Origin of the sequence: Thioclava sp. F42-5 (assembly GCF_002213195.1) — a bacterium.
GTDB lineage: Bacteria > Pseudomonadota > Alphaproteobacteria > Rhodobacterales > Rhodobacteraceae > Thioclava > Thioclava nitratireducens.
Genome location: NZ_NBNZ01000003.1, coordinates 314,391 through 336,515 on the forward strand (window position 1 = coordinate 314,391; position 22,125 = coordinate 336,515).

The following is a 22,125-nucleotide window of genomic DNA, read 5'->3' on the forward strand; positions in this document are numbered from 1 at the left end:
CCTCAGGATACGGTTACAGCGGTGCCGGAGGCCGACACCATAAGCATGGATTGGCCGACGACCTCGTAGTCGAGATCGACGCCGACAACGGCATTCGCGCCCAGCTCGCGGGCGCGGTCTTCAAGCTCGCCGAGCGCCGTGGCGCGCGCGTCTTGCAATTTGGATTCGTAAGCGCCGGAGCGGCCACCGATGATGTCGGTGACCTGCGCGAAGATATCGCGGACGACATTGGCGCCCATGATGGCCTCGCCCACGACGATGCCATGATAGGTCGCGATCGGGCGACCCTCGATGGTGGGTGTGGTGGTGACGATCATGCGCGCTCTCCCCCTTGGCGACCCTTACGGGCTGCGGCGGGCGCGCATGGGGTCAGAAGCGGATGGTTGTCTCGGCGTAGCGCAGCGTGCGCGGCTCGAATTGCGCGGTCTGCTGCTCCACCCAGTCGGGCGTGAAGGCGAGCGCCGCCATATCCGGTTCCCAGAACGCGATATTGTGCAGCCCCACGAAGGCCAGCGCGACGCCCAGCAGCTGCACCGCCATCAGTTTCACCGAGGCGAGCCGCAGCACCATGCCCAGCCCGAAGGCCGTCAGCACTGCCGCGACCACGAGGACCAGATCCGGGTTGGAGCCGACCTTCTCGGCGAGTTCCGGCGTCAGAAAGCGCATCTTGAGCGCCGTCACGATCATCATCCCGATCGCGCCGACCATCAGCGCGGGCAGGACCTTGAACACGGCCAGCCGCGAGTGACGCGGCTTGGCGATGACCCGACGCAGCATCGCGGAATCGTTGGTCACCCAGGCTTCCTGATCGCCGATATGCAGCTGAATCCGGCCCTTCGCCGATTTCCGCGTTTTCTCGATCCGCGCGAGGCGATCGTTGAAGCTGGCGCTCGATATCGTCATGGTCCTCACCTATCCATTTGGACAGGTTAAGACATGCATAAGGATTATGCCCGAAATGGGGCAGATCCTCGGCAATTTCGATATTTGCGCGCGTGAAGATCACCCGACGCTCCCCTCCAGCGAGATCGCCACAAGGCTTTGAGCTTCCATCGCGAATTCCATCGGCAGCGCCTGAAGGACTTCGCGGCAGAACCCGTTGACGACGAGCGCCACGGCCTCTTCCTCGTCCATCCCGCGGGCGCGGCAATAGAACAGCTGATCGTCATCGACCTTCGAGGTGGTGGCCTCGTGCTCGACCCGACTCGAGTTGTTCTTCACCTCGATATAGGGAACCGTGTGCGCGCCGCATTTATCGCCGATCAGCAGCGAGTCACATTGCGTGTAGTTGCGCGAGTCGGTCGCTTTCGGGTGCATCGAGACGAGACCGCGATAGGTGTTCTGCGCCTGACCAGCCGAGATGCCCTTGGACACGATCCGCGAGCGGGTGTCCTTGCCGAGATGGATCATCTTGGTGCCGGTATCGGCCTGCTGCCAGTTATTCGCGATGGCGATAGAGTAGAACTCGCCCTGGCTTTCGTTGCCGCGCAGAATGCAGGACGGGTATTTCCATGTGATCGCGGAGCCGGTCTCGACCTGCGTCCACATCACCTTGGCGCGGTCGCCGCGGCAATCGGCGCGCTTGGTGACGAAGTTGTAGATGCCGCCCTTGCCGTCTTCATCGCCCGGGAACCAGTTCTGCACCGTGGAATATTTCACCTCGGCGTCTTCCTCGACGATGATCTCGACCACGGCCGCGTGCAGCTGCGCGGTGTCGCGCTTGGGCGCGGTGCAGCCTTCGAGATAGGACACGTAGGAGCCCTTGTCTGCGATGATCAGGGTGCGCTCGAACTGCCCGGTATTCTCCGCGTTGATGCGGAAATAGGTCGACAGTTCCATCGGGCAGCGCACGCCCGGCGGCACGTAGACGAAGGAGCCGTCCGAGAACACGGCGGAGTTCAGCGCTGCGTAGAAGTTGTCACCCTGCGGCACGACAGAGCCGAGATATTTCTTCACCAGCTCCGGGTGTTCCTGGATCGCTTCCGAGATCGAGCAGAAGATCACGCCCGCTTCGGCCAGCTTGTCCTTGAAGGTCGTGCCTACGGAGACGCTGTCGAACACCGCATCGACCGCGATCTGGCGATCTTCGAGGTTGATGTCCTCCGCCCCTTCGACGCCCGCGAGGATCATCTGTTCCTTCAGCGGAATGCCGAGCTTTTCATAGGTCGCGAGCAGCTTGGGGTCGACCTCGTCGAGCGACTTGGGCTTCTCGACCATGCTTTTCGGGCGCGCGTAGTAGTACTGGTCCTGAAAGTCGATTTCCGGAACCTTCAGCAGCGCCCAGTTCGGCTTGGGCATATCTTCCCAGCGCGAGAAAGCCTGCAGACGCCATTCGGTCATCCACTCGGGCTCTTTGTTCTTGTCCGAGATCAGGCGGACGATATCCGTGTTCACGCCTTTCGGCGCGTATTCCATCTCGATATCGGTGTTCCAGCCGTATTTGTAGGTGCCCATATTCTGAACGGTCTCGACCGTCTCGCGATCGACGCCTTCACGTACTTCCACCTGATCAACGCCCGCCATATCCGGCTCTCCCATCTCTTACCCGCGCCGTGCGCGGTGTTTCGCTTCGCATTTCAGCCAGTGTTCGGCGAAACGCATGACATCTTCTTCGCGGCTCTGCGGCCCCAGCGAGACCCGCAATGCCGATCCCGCCTCGGTTTCCGAAAAGCCCATCGCGACCAGCGCGGCGGAGCTTTTGACCTTTCCGCTCGAACACGCGGAGCCTGCGGAGACCGCGAACCCGCCCAGGTCCATCTGCATCACCTGCGTCTCGCCCTTCCAGCCGGGCGTGATGAAGCAGGACGTGTTCGGAAGCCTGCGCGATTCATTCCCGACAAAAATAGTCTCGCTTGCCCGATCCGCAATGGCGTTTTCTAGAATGTTTCTAAGTTTTTCGATCTCGCGCCAGATTCCGCCCTCAAGATCACGCGAGGCGGCCTCGGCTGCCGCACCGAAGCCCGCGATGCCGATCAGGTTCTCGGTGCCGGCGCGGCGCCCCATCTCCTGACCGCCGCCCTTGAGCTGCGCTGCGATATCCGTGCCGCGCTTCACGATCAGCGCGCCGACGCCTTTCGGCCCGCCCAGCTTATGCGCCGAAACGATGCCGCAGGTGGTGCCGAGCCAGTTGAACGCAAACGGGATCTTGCCAAACCCTTGGGTGAGATCGCTCAGATACAGGCCTTCGGGCAACTCCTGCACCACGCCGGTCTCGGAATTGGCCAGCTGCAGCGCCGAATTTGCGGGATCGGTGACGGTGATCCGCCCTGCCCGGTCCACAGGCAGGTCCTCCACGCACCAGCTGCGCACCGCGTCATGCTCGACGCCCGCACAATGGACTTCGCGCCCGGCCAGCGCCAAGGCGGCGGCTTCCGTGGCGCCGGAGGTGAAGATCACGTCCTGTCCCTCTGCGCCCAAGGAGGCCGCCACCTGATTGCGCGCCCGCTCCATCAGTGCCTTCGCGGCACGCCCCTCGGAATGCACGGAGGATGGGTTGCCAACCACGTCCATCGCCTCGATCATCGCCGCACGGGCCTCGGGCCTCAGCGGCGTTGTCGCGTTCCAGTCGAGATAGCTGCGCGCCATGATACGCTCCGCGTGAATGAAATGTCGGATGCCTCCGGCGGGGATATTTGACCCAAGCCGAAGAAGAAAGGGCGTGCCTTCGCCTCGGCGAAAACATCCCGCGCGAAGCGCCCGCGAGCGGCCATCATGCCCGGACGGACGGGATCACTCGTCGACGACCGAAAACAGGCTCGGCACCGCCGGACAGGGTTTGAGCTGGTTCTTCACAACGTCTTCGAGCGTCGTCTGATGCAGGAAGACGAAGACCTGCGCCGAGAGGCTCTCCCACAGCCGGTTCGCCATCGACTGCGCCCGTGAACCCGAGATCGCGCCCGAGGCGCCGGCGCCGACATGCATCGCCGAGACGGTCTCGTCCACGGCCTCGAAGATCTCCGAGATGCGGATTTCCGCGGGCGTGCGCGCAAGACGGTAGCCCCCGCCGGGGCCGCGGACCGAATTCACCAGCCCCGCGCGGCGCAGCCGCACGAAGAGCTGCTCCAGATAAGGCAGCGAGATATCCTGACGCTCGGACAGCGCCGCCAGCGAGGTCCGGCTGCCTTCGCCCGCCAGCGCCAGATCGACCAGCGCGACCATCGCGTAACGGCCTTTCGTCGACAGTTTCATGCACCCTCCCCGGTCCGAGACCCATCCGAACCCGTATTTGACCGCAAATCGGCCCGAAAACTCTGCCCGCGCAGGAGTGAATCATTGCTAAAGCATTGACGCAAGCGCGAGGGCCGATTACCTCCACCAATGCCCGATCTCCCGGCATGGCGCCGGGGGTGGCTTTCTCCTAGGCCAGCCGCGCCGACCCGTCAAGAAAGGCGGATGCGCTGGCGGCCCCGGAACCCAGAGCTGGCGCAATAAAAACGAGAGACGATGCCCGAAGTCATTTTTCCCGGTCCCGAAGGTCGCCTCGAGGGGCGCTACCACCCGCAGCCCGCACCCGACGCGCCGATCGCGATCATCCTGCATCCCGATCCGCAGTTCGGCGGCACGATGAACAACCGCGTCGTCTACAACCTGCACTACGCCTTTTTCAAAATGGGCTTCACGGTTCTGCGCTTCAACTTCCGGGGCGTGGGCCGCAGCCAAGGCGAATACGATCAAGGCGTGGGCGAATTGTCCGATGCCGCCTCGGCGCTGGACTACCTGCAGGCGATGAACCCGAACTCGAAGCATTGCTGGGTCGCGGGCCATTCCTTCGGCGCGTGGATCGGCATGCAGCTGCTGATGCGCCGCCCCGAGATCACCGGCTTCATCTCCGTTGCCCCGCCCGGCCCGTCTTCGCCCGGCCCCGGCAATTACGATTATTCCTTCCTTGCGCCATGCCCGTCCTCGGGTCTGATCATCAACGGCACGAACGACCGGATCGCGCAGCCGAAAGAGACCGAGCAGCTGGTCTCCAAGCTGCAGGAGCAGAAGGGCATCACGATCACCCATGAGGTCATCGAGGGCGCGGACCACTTCTTCAAGAACGAAGAAGCCCATATGCAGCCGATGATTGAGACCGTTCAGACCTATGTGCGCCGCCGGCTGACGGAGGGCACGCGCTGATGGCGCTGATCGACGAACTGGCCGAAAAGCTCGCCACCGACACAATGGAGGCGATGCGCAAATACGACGACGATCGCCTCTTCATGGAGGTGAGCAACTATATCGGCACGTCGTCGCCCTCCCTGCAGGAGGCCTACATGACCGCCTGTCGCCTGCACATGGCCGAGCAACGCGGCCGAGAATTCTTCGAGCGCAAGCTGGTGGAGTTGGAAAAACGCGCACAGGCGGCGGCGAAAACACCGGATTCCGGGACCGGGGCATGAGCCCGGGGGCCGCGCGCGTCCTCTTCGCGGCAGCCCTCTCCCTTGCCCTGTCGCTGATCATCGCGACGGCCTTTCATGCAGGCCAGATGCTCTGCGACGGCGACTGGGCCGGATCGCATTCGCGTGGCGAGGCGTTGCGCCTCGGGCTTGCAGACCTGCTCGCGCGGCCGCTGCACCTGATCGTCGTGGCGGTGCCGCTCTGGCTTGGCTGGACCGGGCTCCTGCTCGCCGCCGCGAACCGCGCGATCCCGCCGGTGCTGGGCATGGGCATCGTCGTTTTCTCGATCTTCGGCACGGTTCTGTTCTACGCTTTCGCGGCGCCGAACCTCGACTGTGCTGCCTATACCGATCGCGCGATGAGCTGGCGCGCGGGCGGTCTGTTCGCCTTCGTGGCGCTTCTTCTGCTTCTGCCCCGGCTCTGGAGACGTTCATGACCCGGCTCGATCAGCAATTCACCTTCCTCGCCGAAGCCGAGAAACTTAAATCGGTGACCCGCGCGACGCCGATCCACGACGCCTCGCGCCCTGAGAATTCCGGCGAGCATAGCTGGTCGCTCGCGCTTTATGCGCTGACACTGGCCGAGCAGGCGCCCGAGGGTGTTTCGATCGACCGCGTGATCCGCATGCTCCTGCTGCACGATCTGGTCGAGATCGACGTAGGTGACGTGCCGATCCACAGCCAAGGCGGCACGGCGCACGGCGCGGAAGACATCCAGAAGGCCGAAGCTGCCGCCGCCGAGCGCATCTTCGGACTGCTGCCTGAGGACCAGGGGGCAGCGATGCTGGCGCTGTGGCAGGAATTCGAGGCCAACGAGACCCCCGACGCGATCTTCGCGAAATCGCTCGACCGGGTGCAGCCGGTCCTGCTGAACCACCAGTCAGGCGGCGGATCGTGGATCGATTACGATGTCAGCTTCACCCAACTCGAAGAGCGCATCGGCACCAAGATCGCCCGTGGCGCGCCCGCGGTGTGGGACTGGGTGCGCGATCGGGTCGAAGGCTGGTTCGCGGCGCGCAGCTGACGCGTGCGGCCCCTCAGCGCCCGCTGCATGGGGATTTCGGGCAACCTCCGTATACAATCGCATACCGTCTAGCCAAGCGCATCTGAATCGGGTAAGAGGCAGCAAACCGAGGCTTCAACCGAAGAGGGCTGTGCCATGAGCGACAAGAACACTCCTGACATCATTTACACCAAGGTCGACGAGGCCCCGGAACTGGCAAGCGCATCGCTGCTGCCGATCGTGCGCAAATTCGCGCAAGCGGCCGGGATTTCGGTGGGCACCAAGGATATCTCGCTCGCGGGCCGCATCCTCGCCACCTTCCCCGAAGCGCTTACCGAAGAGCAACGCCAGTCGGACGATCTGGCCTGGCTCGGCGATTACGTGAAAACGCCGCAGGCCAACGTCATCAAGCTGCCGAACATCTCGGCCTCGGTGCCGCAGCTGGTCGCTGCCGTCCGTGAATTGCAAGGCCAAGGCTACGCCCTGCCCGATTACCCGGAAGAGCCGAAGACCGATGAGGAAAAAGCCGTCCGCGCGAAATACGACTCGATCAAGGGCTCGGCCGTGAACCCGGTGCTGCGCGAGGGCAACTCGGATCGTCGCGCCGCCGCTGCCGTGAAGAAATTCGCGCAGAACAACCCGCACCGCATGGGCGAGTGGACCGCCGACAGCAAGACCCGCGTCGCCTCGATGTCAGAAGGCGATTTCTTCTCGAACGAAGTCTCGGCCACCCTGCCGAAGGCGGCCACCGCCAAGATCGTGCTGGAAGGCGCCGATGGCGAGACCGTTCTCAAGGACGGCGTGAGCTATCCCGAAGGCACCGTGGTCGACGCGACCTACATGTCGGCTGACAAGCTCGACGCCTTCCTCGCCGAGGAAATCAAGAAGACCAAGGACGAAGGCGTCCTGTTCTCGCTGCACATGAAAGCGACGATGATGAAGGTCTCCGACCCGATCATCTTCGGTCATGCGGTGAAGGAATGGCTCAAGCCGGTCTTCGAGAAATACGGTGACAAGATGAAGTCGCTCGGCGTCGATCCGGCCTCGGGCATGGGCGACCTGCTGGAGCGCGTGAAGGGCGAGCCGGAAATCCTGGCTGCGATCGAGGAAGTCCGCGACCAGCGTCCGCCGATGTATATGGTGAACTCGGACAAGGGCATCACCAACCTGCACGTGCCCTCCGATGTCATCATCGACGCCTCGATGCCCGCGCTGATCCGCGCCGGCGGCAAAGGCTGGGGCCCGGACAACAAGGAACACGACTGCGTCTGCGTGATCCCGGACAGCTCCTACGCGCCGGTCTATGACGCGACGATCGAGTATTTCAAAGCCAACGGCAAACTGAACCCCGCCACCGCGGGCACCGTTCAGAACATCGGCCTGATGGCGCAGAAAGCCGAGGAATACGGCTCGCACCCGACCACCTTCGAGATCCCGAACGACGGCACCGTGAAGATGGTTCTGGACGACGGCACGGTCCTGCATTCGCATGACGTGAAGAAGGGCGACATCTGGCGTTCGGCCTCGGCCCGCAAGGCGCCGATCGAAGACTGGGTGAACCTCGCCATCGACCGTCAGAAGGCGACCGGCTACCGCGCGATCTTCTGGCTCGACGAGACCCGCGCTCACGATGCGGAGCTGATCTCCTACGTGAAGCCGATCCTGGAAGCCAAGGGCGTGGCCGACAAGTTCGAGATCATGGCCCCGCGTGAGGCGACCATCGCCTCGCTCGAGACCATCACCAAGGGCGAGAACACTATCGCGATCACCGGCAACGTGCTGCGCGACTACCTGACGGACCTGTTCCCGATCTTGGAGCTGGCCACCTCGGCCAAGATGCTCTCGATCGTGAAGCTGATGCAGGGCGGCGGTCTGTTCGAGACCGGCGCTGGCGGCTCGGCCCCCAAGCACGTTCAGCAGCTGGTGGAGGAAAATCACCTGCGTTGGGACAGCCTCGGCGAATTCTGCGCCCTCGGCGAGAGCTTCAAGTTCTTCGCGGACCAGACCGACAACGCGAAAGCGCGCGTGCTGGGCGAGACGGTCGAGACCGCGACGCAGGGCATTCTCGACAACGACCGGTCGCCCTCGCGCAAGGTCGGCGAGCCCGACAACCGCGCCAGCCACTACTGGTTCGCCCGCTACTGGGCCGAGGCTCTCGCCGCGCAAGGCGACGATACCGAACTGGCCGCCGAATTCGCCCCGATCGCCAAGGCGCTGGCCGAAGGTGAGGCGAAGATCGTGGCCGAACTGGCAGAGGTTCAGGGCAAGCCCGCCGATATCGGCGGCTACTACCACGCCGATCCGAAAAAGCTCGCCGCGGTGATGCGCCCGAGCGAGACGCTCAACGCCATCATCGGCTGAGAGCACTGAGACCAGGGGGCGGCGCGGGCCGCCCCTTTCAATTCCCGGCCTCCCCGGCACACGAACCCGTGAATTAAGCCCGATCTGAAAAGGAACGCGCATGACCAAGATCAAGGTAGAGAACCCCGTCGTCGAACTCGACGGCGACGAGATGACCCGCATCATCTGGGACTTCATCAAGCAGAAACTGATCCTGCCCTATCTCGATATCGACCTGAAATATTACGACCTCGGCATCGAGAGCCGCGACGCGACCGACGACCAGATCACCGTCGATGCGGCCGAGGCGATCAAGCAGTACGGCGTCGGCGTCAAATGTGCGACGATCACCCCCGACGAGGCGCGCATGGAGGAATTCAACCTCAAGCGCATGTATCGCTCGCCCAACGGCACGATCCGAAACATCCTCGGCGGCGTCATCTTCCGCGAGCCGATCATCTGCAAGAACGTCCCGCGCCTCGTGCCCGGCTGGACCAAGCCGATCGTCGTGGGCCGTCACGCCTATGGCGACCAGTACAAGGCCACCGATTTCCGCTTCCCCGGCAAGGGCACGATCACGCTGAAATTCGTGGGCGACGATGGTGAAGTGATCGAGAAGGAAGTGTTCCAGGCGCCTGACGCAGGCGTCGTGATGGGCATGTACAACCTCGACAAGTCGATCATCGACTTCGCGCGCGCCTCGCTGAACTACGGCCTGATGAAGGGCTGGCCGGTCTATCTGTCGACCAAGAACACGATCCTCAAGGCCTATGACGGCCGCTTCAAGGATCTGTTCCAGCAGGTCTTCGAGGAAGAATTCGCCGAGAAGTTCAAGGAAGCCGGCATCTGGTACGAGCATCGCCTGATCGACGACATGGTGGCGAGCTCGCTGAAATGGTCGGGCGGCTATGTCTGGGCCTGCAAGAACTACGACGGCGACGTGCAGTCGGATACGGTCGCGCAGGGCTTCGGTTCGCTGGGTCTGATGACCTCGATCCTGATGACGCCCGATGGCAAGACGGTCGAAGCCGAGGCCGCCCACGGTACGGTCACGCGGCACTATCGCCAGCACCAGCAGGGCAAGGAGACCTCGACGAATTCCATCGCCTCGATCTTCGCCTGGACCGGTGGCCTGAAGCACCGCGCCAAGCTGGACGGCAACGCGCAGCTTCAGACCTTCGCGGAAACGCTCGAGAAGGTCTGCGTGCAGGCGGTCGAGGATGGTCACATGACCAAGGACCTCGCGCTGCTCGTGGGCCCCGATCAGAAATGGCTGACCACGATGGGCTTCCTCGAGAAGATCGACGAATACCTGAACAAGTCGCTGTCGCTCTAAAGCGCGCGAAATGGGTTGAGGAAGGCGGGGTTATCCCCGCCTTTTTCGTTTGGCGAGCGACGCCCGACTGGCACGGGACGACCAGCCCCGGGCCGCGCCCATTCGTCAGGCTTACGCCGCGCCACAGGCGCGACGGTCCCTCCTCATTCCCCCCGGGAGGGCGCATCGGCGGTGTCTCCGCAAGCACGCAGTCATTCGGGCTTGCGAGATAAGACACCCTCACACAGGCGGATCAAAGGGCCGACCCGAGTTCGGGCGCGCCCCTCATGTCCTTGCATGGGCCGGGCGCATCACACGCCCGACCCTTTCGTTTACCGCATCATGCTCCACGGCTCTGGCGGAGGCTCAGCGGGCCCGAGCCCGATATCTCTGCGCAAGTGGTCGCTCAGCTGCCCGGCATCGAGCGGACGCGGCTTGTTTCCGCGGGAAATAAGCGCGAGCAGCGCCGCGCGCAGCACTTTACCTGCGCCGAACTTGGCGATCGTGGCTTCGATGGTGAAGGCGTCGTTCGGACGCTCGAGAGTCTGGATCATGTGATGTCCCGGCGCGGGTCCAATCCCGCAACCGGCCTTTCTTCGATTGATGTGAAAGAAGACCCGACGGGAACCGCGAGAGCGCGGCCAGGATGCGTCGCGACAGGATCGGGACGCGGAAATCGGGTCAGTTTGCGGGAGTGGGGCCTAGGCCCCGGGTCGGATCGGTACGGTCAGGCGAGGCGTCGTGCGACGCGGGCGGAGACCGAAAAACCGATACGGGTTTCGCAATACGCTGCGAGGGCTTGGTGATATGACATCATGGCGGCCCTCCTCTTGACTTGGGCGTTGCGAATGGCGCCACTTGGCCCGATCTCCGACAGCACGGCAACTCACGCGACGGTGTTTGGGAGGTATTGAGGCACCTCTGTTGCCGATGCGCCTCAGTTCTTGCGCTTGGCGTTGCCTCATGGCATCTGAGCGCCATGAGCCAGACCCGCATCCAAGACCCGCATCGCCATACCCTGCCCGAGGACACCCAAGGGCTTCTCTCCGGCACGCTGATGATGGCGCTCGCCGTAGCGCTGCTGCACGGCGCGGGCTTGTTTACCGGGCAGATCGCGGGGCTGTCGCTGGTGCTCTCCTACGTCACCGGATGGAGCTTCGGTGCGATCTTTTTCACGCTCAACCTGCCCTTCTATTGGCTTGCCTTGCGCCGGATGGGGAAGCGATTCACGGTGAAGACGGTGATCGCAGTGGCCATCCTGTCTGTCTTTACCGAGATCTTGCCGCATCTTCTCAGCTTCGCCACCCTTCACCCCGGTGCGGCGGCTGTCTTGGCGGGGGTCGTCTCGGGCGCAGGGCTACTGGCGCTGTTCCGCCACGGCGCGAGCCTTGGCGGCGTGGGGATCGTGGCGCTTTATCTTCAGGACAAGACCGGGTTCAAAGCGGGCCGCACGCAGATCCTGTTCGATTGCGGCGTGTTCCTCTTCGCGCTGTTCGTGCTGCCGCTCGACAAGGTGCTGTGGTCGCTTCTGGGCGCGATGGTTTTGAACGTGATCATCCTGATCAACCACCGCCGCGACCGCTATATCGCTACCTGATCCGGACGCGATCGGCCGGCCACGGGCCCGCGCGCCCTGCCCGACCCTTTCGAGTACTGCAAGGCGGACCTGCGCCCAGCGAGTTGGTAGGTCAGCGATTATGCCCTATTATTAGGTCATGACCACTGACGCACATATCACCGCCGACCAGATCGCCGCCAAAGACGCGACCCGTCCGCATTACTCGAAGCTCGAGGATCTGCAGGGCCTTTTCGTGGCCGCCGCTCAAGCCGCGCTGGGAATTCACCTGCTGCGCGCCGCGGGCCTCGTGACCGGGGGCACCGCAGGCGCCGCGCTGATCCTGTCCTATATCACGGGGGTCAGCTTCGGGGTCGTGTTCTTCGTGATCAACATCCCCTTCTACGCCTTCGCCTATTACGCGCGCGGCGCAGGCTTTGCGCTGAAAAGCCTCGTGACCGTGACGCTCGTGTCGCTGATGGCCGAGGCGCTCAAGCCCGTTCTGCATGTCGCGGATATCCACCCTGCCGTGGCCGCCGTGCTGTTCGGGATCTCCGCAGGCGTCGGCCTTCTCGGCCTCTTCCGTCACAAGGGCTCGCTCGGTGGCGTCTCCATCGTCGCCGTGATCTTGCAGGACAAGTTCGGCTTTCGCGCCGGCTGGACGCAGCTGATCCACGACCTCTGCCTCTTCGTCATCGCGAGCTTCATCCTCGCGCCGCCTTTGGTGCTCTACTCGCTTCTGGGTGCAATCGTGCTGAATTTCGTCATCGCGATGAACCACCGCCGGGACTGGTATATCGCCGAGTGATCCGGCAGAGTGCCGGCCATGCTCAAGACCTATGTCATCCTGCTCATCGCGGTCGCTTTCGAGACCTTCGGCTCGGCCTGCCTGCAGGCCAGCCAGCAATTCACGCGGCTCTGGCCGACGGTGGGCGTGGCGGTGGGCTTCATCGGCGGGCTCTATTTCTTCACGCTGGTGCTGAAGGTGCTGCCGCTCGGGATCACCTATGCGCTGTGGTCCGGGATCGGCATGGTCCTGATCGCGGGCGTGGGCTGGCTGATGTTCAATCAGCGGCTGGATTTGCCCGCCCTGATCGGGATCGCGCTGATTCTGACAGGCATCCTCGTGATCAACCTGTTCTCGAAATCGCATTTCCACTGACACGATGCCGCATCGCGGCGAGATCGCCATGCTGGGGGGCTAGCCGAGAGGCGATCTTTCCTTTATGGGCGGGGCAACTCAAGAACAGGACGACCTCCCATGGACCTTCGCAACATTGCGATCATCGCTCACGTGGACCACGGCAAGACGACGCTCGTGGACCAGCTTCTGCGCCAATCGGGCGCTTTCCGTGAAAACCAGGCCGTCGCGGAACGCGCGATGGACAGCAACGACATCGAGCGCGAGCGCGGCATCACCATTCTCGCCAAGGCCACCTCGGTGGAATGGGGCGGCACCCGCATCAACATCGTCGACACCCCCGGCCACGCCGATTTCGGCGGCGAGGTCGAGCGTATCCTCTCGATGGTGGACGGTGTCGTGCTGCTGGTGGACGCAGCCGAAGGCCCGATGCCGCAGACCAAGTTCGTGACCTCGAAGGCGCTTGCGCTTGGCCTGAAGCCGATCGTCGTGCTCAACAAAGTCGACAAGCCCGCGGCCGAGCCCGACCGCGCGCTGGACGAGGTGTTCGACCTCTTCGCGAATCTCGGCGCCGATGACGAGCAGCTCGACTTCCCGCATCTCTATGCCTCGGGCATCGGTGGCTGGGCGGATACCGAGCTGGACGGCCCGCGCGAGAACCTCGACGCGCTGTTCGAGCTGATCCTGAAGCATGTCGAGCCGCCGAAGCAGGAATTCCGCGCCGACGAGCCGTTCCAGATGCTGGCCACCACGCTCTCGGCCGACCCGTTCATCGGGCGCATCCTGACCGGCCGTATCGAGGCGGGCACGCTCAAGGTCGGCGATCAGCTCAAGGCGCTCTCGCGCAAGGGCGAGCGCATCGAAGCCTTCCGCTGCACCAAGATCCTCGCCTTCCGTGGCCTGTCGCAGCAGCCGATCGACGAAGCCGTCGCTGGCGACATCGTCACCGTCGCAGGCATGACCAAGGCCACCGTCGCCGACACGCTCTGCGCGCCGGAAGTCGATACCCCGATCGACGCCCAGCCGATCGATCCGCCGACGATCTCCGTGACCTTCGGCATCAACGACTCGCCGCTCGCCGGCAAGGACGGCTCGAAGGTGCAGTCGCGCGTCATTCGCGACCGCCTGATGAAAGAGGCCGAAACCAACGTCGCGATCCGCGTCGAGGACACCCCCGGCGGCGAGGCTTTCGTGGTCTCGGGTCGTGGCGAACTCCAGATGGGCGTGCTGATCGAGAACATGCGCCGCGAAGGGTTCGAGCTGTCGATCTCGCGTCCGAAGGTGATCTTCCGCGAGGAAGACGGCCAGCGCATGGAGCCGATCGAGGAAGTCATCGTCGACGTGGATGACGAATATTCCGGCGTCGTGATCGAGAAGCTGACCGGCTACCGCAAGGGCGAACTGGCCGAGATGCGCCCGGCCGAGGGTGGCAAGACGCGCATCGTGGCCCATGTCCCCTCGCGGGGCATGATCGGCTATCAGGGCGAGTTCCTGACCGACACGCGCGGCTCGGGCGTGCTGAACCGCCTGTTCCATAGCTGGGCGCCCTACAAGGGCCAGATCGACGGGCGTCGTCAGGGCGTGCTGATCTCGATGGAGAATGGCGTTTCTGTCGCCTACGCGCTGTGGAACCTCGAGGAGCGCGGCAAGCTGTTCATCGGCTCGCAGGAGCAGGTCTATACCGGGATGATCATCGGCGAGCATTCGCGCGACAACGATCTCGAAGTGAACCCGCTCAAGGGCAAGAAGCTGACCAACGTCCGCGCCTCGGGCACGGATGAAGCGGTCCGCCTGACCCCGCCGGTGCGTCTGTCGCTAGAGGAGGCCATCGCCTATATCAACGACGACGAACTGGTCGAAGTCACGCCCAAGGCGATCCGCCTGCGCAAACTGCACCTCGATCCGCACGAGCGGAAGCGCGCAGCCCGCGAAGGCTGATCGGCTGCGGCACGGGCCGCGCCCCGATCGCCCTAACCTGACGTCACGAAGAAGGCCCCGCGCACCCGCCGGGGCCTTCTCCATGATTGCACCCGCCGCTTGCGGCCTTTATAAGGTTCCACAACAATATCTAGAATATCGAGGCGCGCGTGACCGACACTCCTGAACCGCCGGAAACCGAAGAAGAAGGCCCCGGGCGGCCCGCTTATCTCGGCCCCACCGTTTCCATCGCGGACGAGATGAAAACCGCCTATCTCGATTACGCGATGAGCGTGATCGTGAGCCGCGCGATCCCCGATCTGCGCGACGGTCTGAAGCCCGTTCACCGGCGCATCCTCTATGCGATGCACGAGACCGGGAACACTTTCGACAAGCCCTATCGCAAGTCGGCGCGTCCGGTCGGCGACGTCATGGGTCAGTATCACCCGCATGGCGACGCCGCGATCTACGACGCGTTGGTGCGGATGGCGCAGCCCTTCTCGATGTCGCTGCCGCTGCTCGACGGTCAGGGCAACTTCGGCTCGATGGACGGCGACAACGCGGCGGCGATGCGCTACACCGAAGTGCGCATGGCGAAACCGGCCAATTACATTCTCGCCGATATCGAGAAAGACACGGTCGATTTCCAGGACAACTACGACGGCAAGCAGGAAGAGCCGACGGTTCTGCCCGCACGCTTCCCGAACATGCTGGTCAACGGCGCGGGCGGTATCGCCGTCGGCATGGCGACCAACATTCCGCCGCACAACCTCGGCGAGGTCTGCGACGCGACGCTGGCGTTGATCGAGAACCCCGACATGTCGGACGAGGCGATCATGGAGATCGTCCCCGCCCCCGACTTTCCGACCGGCGGCCAGATCATGGGGCGCGGCGGTGCGCGCAAGGCTTACCTCGAGGGCCGTGGCTCGGTCATCATCCGGGCGAAGACCCGCGTGGAAGAGATCCGCAAGGACCGCTTCGCGATCATCCTCGACGAAATTCCCTATCAAGTGAACAAGGCGGCGATGATCGAGAAGATCGCCGATCTCGTGCGCGAGAAGAAACTCGAAGGCATCTCGAACATCGCCGACGAATCCGACCGTGTTGGCGTGCGTGTCGTGATCGAGCTGAAGCGCGACGCGACCCCCGATGTGGTGCTGAACCAGCTTTTCCGCTTCACGCAGATGCAGACCTCCTTCGGCTGCAACATGCTGGCGCTGAACGGCGGCCGCCCCGAGCAGCTGACGCTGCGCCAGTTCCTCACCTATTTCATCAGCTTCCGCGAGGAAGTCGTCGCACGCCGCACCGCGTTCGAACTGCGCAAGGCGCGCGAGCGCAGCCACATCCTCTGCGGTCTGGCCGTGGCGGTGTCGAACGTGGACGAGGTCGTGGCGACCATCCGCTCCTCGGCCGACGCGGCAGAGGCCCGCACCCGCCTGATGGAGCGGCGCTGGCCCGCGCATGACATCGTCGAATATCTCAAGCTGATCGACGATCCGCTGCATCCGGTCAACGATGACGGCACCTATAACCTGTCGGAAACGCAGGCCCGCGCGATCCTCGATCTGCGCCTTCAGCGTCTGACCCAGATCGGCGTGAAGGAAGTCACGGACGAGCTCGCCCAGCTGGCCGAGAAGATCCGCGAATACCTCGCCATCCTCGCCTCGCGCGAGCGGATCATGGGCATCATCGCCGACGAGCTGCGCGAAGTGCGCGAGCTGTTTGCCGTGCCGCGCCGCACCGAGATCATCGACTGGGCCGGCGACATGGCCGACGAAGACCTGATCGAGCGCGAAGACATGGTCGTGACCGTCACTCAGGGCGGCTACATCAAGCGCACGCCTCTGGCCGATTTCCGCTCGCAAAAGCGCGGCGGCAAGGGGCTGTCGGGTGGCGCGCTGAAGGATGACGACACGGTCACCACGCTGTTCGTCGCCAACACCCATACGCAGCTTCTGTTCTTCACGACCGAAGGCATGGTCTACAAGATGAAGTGCTGGCAGCTGCCGCTCGGCTCTCGCCAGTCGAAGGGCAAGGCGATCGTCAACATCCTGCCGATCCCCACAGGCGTTTCGATCGCCGCGATCACCCCGGTCGATCGCGACGAGGCGGAATGGGACGACCTGCAGATGGTCTTCGCGACCTCCAAGGGCACCGTGCGCCGCAACCGCCTGTCGGATTTCACCAACGTCATGCGCAACGGCAAGATCGCGATGAAGTTCGAGGACGAGAACGCCGGAATGCGCCTGATCAATGCGCGCATCTGTTCCGAGGACGACGACGTGATGCTGGTCACCGCCAGCGGTCGCGCGATCCGCTTCCCGGTGCCGGAAGTGCGCGTGTTCAACTCGCGCAACTCGGTCGGCGTTCGCGGCATCAAGCTGAAGGGCGATGACGAGGTCGTCTCGATGTCGGTGATCCGCCACTTCGAAGCCAGCTCGGAAGAGCGCGCGGCCTATCTCAAGCAGCGTCGCCTGATGGCGGGCGTGACCGAGGACGAGGTCGAGCCCGACGAGGACGAGGAAACCGTGGCCGAGGGGCCGCTCTCGATGGAACGTTATGCCGAGATGTCCGCCGCCGAAGATCTGATCCTGACGATCACCTCGAAGGGGTCGGGCAAGATCTCGTCGAGCCACGACTATCCGACCCGCGGTCGCGGCGGTCAGGGTGTGACGGCGATCGACAAGGCGATGCGGGGCGGCCCGCTGGTGGCCTCCTTCCCGGTCGAGATGAGCGATCAGATCATGCTCGCCACCTCGACGGGTCAGTCGATCCGCTGCCCGGTGGAAGACATCTCCTTCCGCTCGCGCTCTGCCGGTGGCGTGCGTGTGTTCAACACCGCCAAGGGCGAAGTCGTGGTCTCGGTCGCGCGGATCGCCGATCAGGGCGACGACGACGATCTGGATCCGGATTCCGATGGGTCGACCGATGCACCCGATGCACCTTCCGCGCCGGACGCCTCCGGGAACGGCGGTGCGGAGGATAGCGAAAGCTGATCCCGCGTAAGCTGCTCGCAATTCGCAACGGCTTCGCAAAAAGCAATGAGATCAAGCCCCCGTTCCGCAAGGACCGGGGGCTTTCCCATTATGGCTTCCACGCTAGAAGGATAGTCGCGATGGCGAGTTCGATCTCTGGAACGTCGGCCTCGGCGTCACCCTTGGAAAAGGTTCGACCACGAACCTCTTCCGCCACAACCTCGCCTTCTGATCGCACGGACTTTCGATGTTGCGGCTCAGCCACGTGCCGCGCCGTTTCGACTCTTTGTTGCTCTCAATTCGCCATTTGCCCGGAACCACCCCTGAAGCCACCCGTTGCGGTTGCACTATTCAAAAAAGGGAGAGTTTCATGAAAGCCTTGGCAGATAGGCTCGGCCTAAGAACCGACCCGACGATTTTCTTCGTATCGGCAGGCTTCACGATCGTCTTCGTGCTCGCCCTTGTGATCTTTCCCGGCCCGATTGGCGACGCGTTCGCCGCGGGCCGTTCCTGGATCGTCGCCAATCTCGGCTGGTTCTTCATTCTCGGCGTCAATATCTGGCTGGGCTTCCTGATCTGGGCTGCGCTGTCGCGCCATGGCCATATCCGGCTCGGGCCGAAGGACAGCCGTCCGGAATATGGCAATCTGTCCTGGTTCACGATGCTGTTCGCGGGCGGTATCGGCACGGTGCTGATGTTCTGGGGCGTGGCCGAACCGATCAGCCATTTCTCCGAACCACCGCTGCCGGGCGTCGAGCCTTTTTCCGACGAGGCCGCGAAAGACGCGATCTCCATCGCGATCTATCACCTCGGCCTGCACACCTGGACGATCTTCACGCTGCCGGGGCTGGGGTTTGCCTATTTCATCAACCGCTACGACCTGCCGGTGCGGGTCTCTTCGGTGTTCTACCCGCTCCTGAAAGAGGGCATCAACGGGCCGATCGGAAAGGCGATCGACATCGCTTCGATCCTCGGCACGCTGTTTGGCGTCGCCGTCTCGCTCGGCCTCGGCTCCAGCCAGATCGCCGCCGGCCTCGATGCGCTTCTCGGTACGGGCGACGGCACCTTCGTCAAGATCGCGATCCTCACCGCGCTGACCGCCGTTGCGATCACCTCCATCGTCGCTGGGCTCGACAAGGGCGTGAAGCTGCTGTCGAATATCAATATCGGCATGGCGGTCGGTCTGATGGTCTTCGTGCTGATCTTCGGCTCGACCCTGTTCCTGCTGCGCGGGATCGTCCAGACCTTCGGGCTCTATTTCTCCAACCTGCCGCATCTGGCCTTCTGGAACGACATGCTGGCCAACGAGAACCCCGACACGCCCGGCTGGGGCTGGCAGGGCTCGTGGACGGTGTTCTACTGGGCCTGGACGGTGACCTGGTCGCCCTTCATCGGGCTGTTCGTCGCGCGCATCTCGCGCGGTCGCACGGTGCGCGAATTCGTCTTCGGCGTGCTGCTGGCACCCTCGCTCTTCACCCTGATCTGGTTCGCGATATTCGGCTGGCAGGCGATGGAGTTCGACGGCATCGGACAGGCGGCGCGCGCCGCGATGGGCGATCAGGCGGGGCAATTGTCGAAAGCGGTCTCCGATAGCGTTCCGCTCGCGATGTTCGCCTTCTTCGAGCATTTCCCCTTCGTCCATATCGTTCAGGGCATCGCCGTCGTCGTGGTGGCGATCTTCTTCGCGACGTCGTCGGACTCGGCCTCGCTGGTGGTCGACATGCTCTGCACCGGCACGCCGACGCCCGGCCCCGTCCATCAGCGCGTTTTCTGGGGCGCGGCCGAAGGTCTGGTCGCGGCGATGCTGATCATACTCGCAGGCGATGCCGGGTTGACCGCGCTGCAACAGGTGATCACCGTCGTGGGCCTGCCGATCTTCATACTGGTGTCGATGATGATCCCTTCGATCATCAAGGGATTTGCGCTTGAAGACATCGACCATGTCTCGATCGGCAAGAGACCCAAGCTCGACGATTTCTGATCGCAAGAAACGGCCCGGGGATGCTCCGGGCCGTTTCCCGTTTTCCCTCCGCGGATCGGCCTTCCCTTTTGCCGCTTTGACCACTACATGAGCGGCCATGACAGAAGAACTCCATATCGTCGGCGGTGGCATGGCGGGCTCGGAAGCGGCCTGGCAGGCGGCGAATGCCGGCATCCGCGTGGTGCTGCACGAGATGCGGCCCAAGGTCGAAACCTTCGCGCACCAGACCGGCAACTATGCCGAGATGGTCTGCTCGAACTCGTTCCGCTCGGACGATCACGAACGCAACGCCGTGGGTCAACTCCATTGGGAGATGGGCGCCGCGAACGGGCTGATCATGGAGACCGCGCGTAAGCATCGTCTGCCCGCAGGCGGCGCGCTGGCCGTGGACCGCGAGGCGTTTTCGCAATCGGTGACCGAGGCGCTTCGCGCCCACGAGAACATTTCCTTTACGGAGGAAGAAGTTACGGAGCTTCCTTCAGAGGGAAAATGGATCTTTGCGACCGGGCCTCTGACGTCTGAGAGCCTCGGCAAAGCTATCCTGCAAGCCACCGGCGAAGAGCGACTGGCCTTCTTTGACGCCATCGCGCCCATCGTCTATGCCGACACGATCGACATGTCCGTCGCATGGCGCCAGTCGCGCTACGACAAGGGCGAGACCGAGGAAGAGCGCACGGCCTATATCAACTGCCCGATGACGAAGGACCAATACGAGGCCTTCATCGACGCGCTGCTCGAGGCCGACAAGACCGAGTTCCACGAGGGCGAGACCGCGGGCTATTTCGACGGCTGCCTGCCGATCGAGGTGATGGCTGAACGCGGTCGCGAGACCCTGCGCCACGGGCCGATGAAACCGGTCGGCCTGACCAACGAGCACGATCCGCAGACCAAGGCTTGGGCGGTGGTGCAGCTGCGCCGCGACAACGCGCTCGGCACGCTCTACAATATCGTGGGCTTCCAGACCAAGATGAAGTACGGCGCGCAAGCTTCTGTTTTCCGGATGATTCCGGGACTTCAGGATGCCAAGTTTGCGCGTCTCGGCGGGATTCACCGCAACACCTTCATCAATTCGCCGACGCTCCTCGATGCTCAGATGCGGCTCAAGTCGCACCCGAACCTGCGCTTCGCGGGCCAGATCACCGGCGTTGAAGGCTATGTCGAAAGCGCCGCGATGGGCCTTCTGGCGGGTCGCATGGCCGCTGCGGAGCTTCAGGGCCGCGAGTTGCCGCCGCCGGGACCCGAAACCGCGATGGGGGCGTTGATCACCCACATCACAGGCGGGGCCGAGGCGAAGACGTTCCAACCGATGAATGTCAATTTCGGGCTCTTCCCGCCGATCGACGCCAAGGGCGGGCGGCGTGGCCGCAAAGACCGCTACAAGGCCTATACCGATCGCGCCAAGACGGTCTTCGGCGACTGGCTGGCACATCAAGGAGAGACCGTATGAACTACGTTCTGGCCCTGTTTCTGCCACCGCTTTCGATCCTGCTGATCGGGCGCATCTTCCTTGCGATCCTCGTCTTCGTGGTCTGGGTTCCGGCGATCATCTTCTCGGGTGGCCTGACGCATCCGATGTTCATCGCGCTCGCCTGGATCCTGATCTATCAGGCGCATGCGGATCGCCGCGCGGGCGGCTGATTTGGCAGGGTGCGCGCGTCGATGATCACACGCTTCGCCCCCTCGCCAACGGGCCCGCTGCATCTGGGCCATGCCTATAGCGCGATCCTAGCGCATGACATGGCGCGCAAGGCCGGCGGGCAGTTCTTGCTGCGCATCGAAGACATCGACCAGAGCCGCGCGCGCCCGCACTGGGAACAGCAGATCTACGACGATCTACACTGGCTCGGGCTGTCTTGGGACGGGCCGGTTCTGCGCCAATCGGATCGCTTGAACTTCTATCGCGAAGCCCTTGAAATACTTTGGGAAAGCGATCTGCTCTTTGCATGCTCCTGCACCCGCCGCGATATCGAGGCGGCGGCCTCCGCACCGCAGGAAGGCGCGCAATACGGGCCCGACGGCCTGATCTATCCCGGCACCTGCCGCGACAGCGGCGCGCGCCGACCCGGGGCTCCGCTGCCTGAAAGCGCCTTGCGGCTGAATATGACCCGCGCCGCCCGCGATATCCGCTTCGAGGAAATCTGCGCGCTGCACAAAGGCACGCATCACATCTCTCGCGCCGATCTGATCGACAAGGTGGGCGATGTCGTGCTTGCACGCCGCGAGATGGGTACGTCCTATCACCTCGCCGTGGTGCTAGATGATGCCGCACAGGGCATTACCCATGTCACACGCGGCGCAGACCTGTTCGACGCCACGCAGATCCACGTGCTGCTTCAGAGACTACTCGAACTTCTCACGCCAACTTATTGCCATCACGAGCTTATCCGCGATGAAAACGGCAAGCGCCTCGCCAAGCGCGACGACGCCCGCGCGATTGCGAAATACCGCGAGGATGGGATCACCCCGGACGAGATTCGCCGCATGGTCGGGCTACCCGCTTCCTCTTGACGGAAATAT

The 22,125-nt window shown here is 63.6% G+C and carries 21 protein-coding genes; 15 read left to right on the forward strand and 6 right to left on the reverse strand.

The window, feature by feature from the left end:
• Positions 1-2: 2 nt before the first annotated feature.
• From B6V74_RS10945 to B6V74_RS10965, 5 genes are all read right to left on the reverse strand, one after another.
• Positions 3-317, reverse strand: coding sequence for a heavy metal-binding domain-containing protein (locus B6V74_RS10945; protein WP_075774851.1), 315 nt, complete (start codon positions 315-317; stop codon positions 3-5).
• 52 nt (positions 318-369) lie between these two features.
• Positions 370-903, reverse strand: a complete 534-nt coding sequence (locus tag B6V74_RS10950) for a hypothetical protein (RefSeq protein ID WP_075774852.1) — start codon at positions 901-903, stop codon at positions 370-372.
• Between the two features lie 99 nt (positions 904-1,002).
• The gene (gene sufB, locus B6V74_RS10955; RefSeq protein WP_075774853.1) at positions 1,003-2,523 is read right to left on the reverse strand and encodes a Fe-S cluster assembly protein SufB; all 1,521 of its coding nucleotides are present in this window, start codon (positions 2,521-2,523) and stop codon (positions 1,003-1,005) included.
• Between the two features lie 18 nt (positions 2,524-2,541).
• Positions 2,542-3,585, reverse strand: a complete 1,044-nt coding sequence (locus B6V74_RS10960) for a cysteine desulfurase family protein (RefSeq protein WP_088722799.1) — start codon at positions 3,583-3,585, stop codon at positions 2,542-2,544.
• Between the two features lie 144 nt (positions 3,586-3,729).
• A complete protein-coding gene (locus B6V74_RS10965) occupies positions 3,730-4,188 on the reverse strand; it encodes an Rrf2 family transcriptional regulator (RefSeq protein ID WP_075774855.1) in 459 nt (152 codons plus the stop codon).
• A 255-nt stretch (positions 4,189-4,443) separates the two neighbouring features.
• On the opposite strand from B6V74_RS10965, the gene B6V74_RS10970 reads away from it, so the two are divergent.
• The 6 genes from B6V74_RS10970 (at position 4,444) to B6V74_RS10995 (ending at position 10,060) form a co-directional block, all read left to right on the forward strand.
• The gene (locus B6V74_RS10970; protein WP_075774856.1) at positions 4,444-5,121 is read left to right on the forward strand and encodes an alpha/beta hydrolase; all 678 of its coding nucleotides are present in this window, start codon (positions 4,444-4,446) and stop codon (positions 5,119-5,121) included.
• The gene (locus B6V74_RS10975) at positions 5,121-5,384 is read left to right on the forward strand and encodes a hypothetical protein (protein WP_075774857.1); all 264 of its coding nucleotides are present in this window, start codon (positions 5,121-5,123) and stop codon (positions 5,382-5,384) included. Before B6V74_RS10970 ends, B6V74_RS10975 begins: the two co-directional genes overlap by 1 nt.
• Positions 5,381-5,818 carry a hypothetical protein gene (locus tag B6V74_RS10980; RefSeq protein ID WP_088722800.1) on the forward strand — a complete coding sequence of 146 codons (438 nt, stop codon included), beginning with the start codon at positions 5,381-5,383 and terminating at the stop codon, positions 5,816-5,818. The genes B6V74_RS10975 and B6V74_RS10980 overlap by 4 nt, the downstream gene beginning before the upstream one ends.
• A complete protein-coding gene (locus B6V74_RS10985) occupies positions 5,815-6,405 on the forward strand; it encodes an HD domain-containing protein (protein WP_075774859.1) in 591 nt (196 codons plus the stop codon). Before B6V74_RS10980 ends, B6V74_RS10985 begins: the two co-directional genes overlap by 4 nt.
• 135 nt (positions 6,406-6,540) lie before the next feature.
• A complete protein-coding gene (locus B6V74_RS10990) occupies positions 6,541-8,745 on the forward strand; it encodes an NADP-dependent isocitrate dehydrogenase (protein WP_088722801.1) in 2,205 nt (734 codons plus the stop codon).
• Between the two features lie 100 nt (positions 8,746-8,845).
• Positions 8,846-10,060 carry an NADP-dependent isocitrate dehydrogenase gene (locus B6V74_RS10995; RefSeq protein ID WP_075774861.1) on the forward strand — a complete coding sequence of 405 codons (1,215 nt, stop codon included), beginning with the start codon at positions 8,846-8,848 and terminating at the stop codon, positions 10,058-10,060.
• Between the two features lie 311 nt (positions 10,061-10,371).
• On the opposite strand, the gene B6V74_RS11000 is transcribed toward B6V74_RS10995, so the two are convergent.
• A complete protein-coding gene (locus B6V74_RS11000; RefSeq protein ID WP_088722802.1) occupies positions 10,372-10,593 on the reverse strand; it encodes a hypothetical protein in 222 nt (73 codons plus the stop codon).
• 425 nt (positions 10,594-11,018) lie between these two features.
• Here B6V74_RS11000 and B6V74_RS11005 point away from each other — a divergent pair, with 425 nt between their 5' ends.
• From B6V74_RS11005 to gluQRS, 9 genes are all read left to right on the forward strand, one after another.
• Positions 11,019-11,636, forward strand: a complete 618-nt coding sequence (locus B6V74_RS11005) for a YitT family protein (RefSeq protein WP_088718578.1) — start codon at positions 11,019-11,021, stop codon at positions 11,634-11,636.
• 118 nt (positions 11,637-11,754) lie between these two features.
• Entirely contained in the window at positions 11,755-12,402 is a 648-nt protein-coding gene (locus tag B6V74_RS11010; RefSeq protein WP_088722803.1) for a YitT family protein, read from the forward strand.
• A gap of 18 nt (positions 12,403-12,420) precedes the next feature.
• Positions 12,421-12,756 carry an SMR family transporter gene (locus B6V74_RS11015; protein WP_075774864.1) on the forward strand — a complete coding sequence of 112 codons (336 nt, stop codon included), beginning with the start codon at positions 12,421-12,423 and terminating at the stop codon, positions 12,754-12,756.
• 99 nt (positions 12,757-12,855) lie between these two features.
• Positions 12,856-14,673 (forward strand): translational GTPase TypA, encoded by a 1,818-nt coding sequence (gene typA, locus B6V74_RS11020; RefSeq protein ID WP_075774865.1) that lies wholly within the window; start codon positions 12,856-12,858, stop codon positions 14,671-14,673.
• 149 nt (positions 14,674-14,822) lie between these two features.
• Positions 14,823-17,648: a DNA gyrase subunit A gene (gene gyrA / locus B6V74_RS11025; RefSeq protein WP_077701229.1), complete on the forward strand. Its 2,826-nt coding sequence runs from the start codon at positions 14,823-14,825 to the stop codon at positions 17,646-17,648.
• A 349-nt stretch (positions 17,649-17,997) separates the two neighbouring features.
• The gene (locus B6V74_RS11030) at positions 17,998-19,608 is read left to right on the forward strand and encodes a BCCT family transporter (protein WP_075774866.1); all 1,611 of its coding nucleotides are present in this window, start codon (positions 17,998-18,000) and stop codon (positions 19,606-19,608) included.
• A gap of 97 nt (positions 19,609-19,705) precedes the next feature.
• Positions 19,706-21,055: a methylenetetrahydrofolate--tRNA-(uracil(54)-C(5))-methyltransferase (FADH(2)-oxidizing) TrmFO gene (trmFO, locus tag B6V74_RS11035; RefSeq protein WP_088722804.1), complete on the forward strand. Its 1,350-nt coding sequence runs from the start codon at positions 19,706-19,708 to the stop codon at positions 21,053-21,055.
• Positions 21,052-21,246: a hypothetical protein gene (locus tag B6V74_RS11040; protein ID WP_088722805.1), complete on the forward strand. Its 195-nt coding sequence runs from the start codon at positions 21,052-21,054 to the stop codon at positions 21,244-21,246. Before trmFO ends, B6V74_RS11040 begins: the two co-directional genes overlap by 4 nt.
• Before the next feature lie 21 nt (positions 21,247-21,267).
• Positions 21,268-22,116 (forward strand): tRNA glutamyl-Q(34) synthetase GluQRS, encoded by an 849-nt coding sequence (gene gluQRS, locus B6V74_RS11045; protein ID WP_088722806.1) that lies wholly within the window; start codon positions 21,268-21,270, stop codon positions 22,114-22,116.
• The last annotated feature ends 9 nt before the right edge of the window (positions 22,117-22,125 follow it).

Coding starts and splice junctions, on each gene's coding strand:
- B6V74_RS10945 (WP_075774851.1), bottom strand. CDS start 317: ATGATCGTCACCACCACACCCACCATCGAGGGTCGCCCGATCGCGACC.
- B6V74_RS10950 (WP_075774852.1), bottom strand. CDS start 903: ATGACGATATCGAGCGCCAGCTTCAACGATCGCCTCGCGCGGATCGAG.
- sufB (WP_075774853.1), bottom strand. CDS start 2,523: ATGGCGGGCGTTGATCAGGTGGAAGTACGTGAAGGCGTCGATCGCGAG.
- B6V74_RS10960 (WP_088722799.1), bottom strand. CDS start 3,585: ATGGCGCGCAGCTATCTCGACTGGAACGCGACAACGCCGCTGAGGCCC.
- B6V74_RS10965 (WP_075774855.1), bottom strand. CDS start 4,188: ATGAAACTGTCGACGAAAGGCCGTTACGCGATGGTCGCGCTGGTCGAT.
- B6V74_RS10970 (WP_075774856.1), top strand. CDS start 4,444: ATGCCCGAAGTCATTTTTCCCGGTCCCGAAGGTCGCCTCGAGGGGCGC.
- B6V74_RS10975 (WP_075774857.1), top strand. CDS start 5,121: ATGGCGCTGATCGACGAACTGGCCGAAAAGCTCGCCACCGACACAATG.
- B6V74_RS10980 (WP_088722800.1), top strand. CDS start 5,381: ATGAGCCCGGGGGCCGCGCGCGTCCTCTTCGCGGCAGCCCTCTCCCTT.
- B6V74_RS10985 (WP_075774859.1), top strand. CDS start 5,815: ATGACCCGGCTCGATCAGCAATTCACCTTCCTCGCCGAAGCCGAGAAA.
- B6V74_RS10990 (WP_088722801.1), top strand. CDS start 6,541: ATGAGCGACAAGAACACTCCTGACATCATTTACACCAAGGTCGACGAG.
- B6V74_RS10995 (WP_075774861.1), top strand. CDS start 8,846: ATGACCAAGATCAAGGTAGAGAACCCCGTCGTCGAACTCGACGGCGAC.
- B6V74_RS11000 (WP_088722802.1), bottom strand. CDS start 10,593: ATGATCCAGACTCTCGAGCGTCCGAACGACGCCTTCACCATCGAAGCC.
- B6V74_RS11005 (WP_088718578.1), top strand. CDS start 11,019: ATGAGCCAGACCCGCATCCAAGACCCGCATCGCCATACCCTGCCCGAG.
- B6V74_RS11010 (WP_088722803.1), top strand. CDS start 11,755: ATGACCACTGACGCACATATCACCGCCGACCAGATCGCCGCCAAAGAC.
- B6V74_RS11015 (WP_075774864.1), top strand. CDS start 12,421: ATGCTCAAGACCTATGTCATCCTGCTCATCGCGGTCGCTTTCGAGACC.
- typA (WP_075774865.1), top strand. CDS start 12,856: ATGGACCTTCGCAACATTGCGATCATCGCTCACGTGGACCACGGCAAG.
- B6V74_RS11030 (WP_075774866.1), top strand. CDS start 17,998: ATGAAAGCCTTGGCAGATAGGCTCGGCCTAAGAACCGACCCGACGATT.
- trmFO (WP_088722804.1), top strand. CDS start 19,706: ATGACAGAAGAACTCCATATCGTCGGCGGTGGCATGGCGGGCTCGGAA.
- B6V74_RS11040 (WP_088722805.1), top strand. CDS start 21,052: ATGAACTACGTTCTGGCCCTGTTTCTGCCACCGCTTTCGATCCTGCTG.
- gluQRS (WP_088722806.1), top strand. CDS start 21,268: ATGATCACACGCTTCGCCCCCTCGCCAACGGGCCCGCTGCATCTGGGC.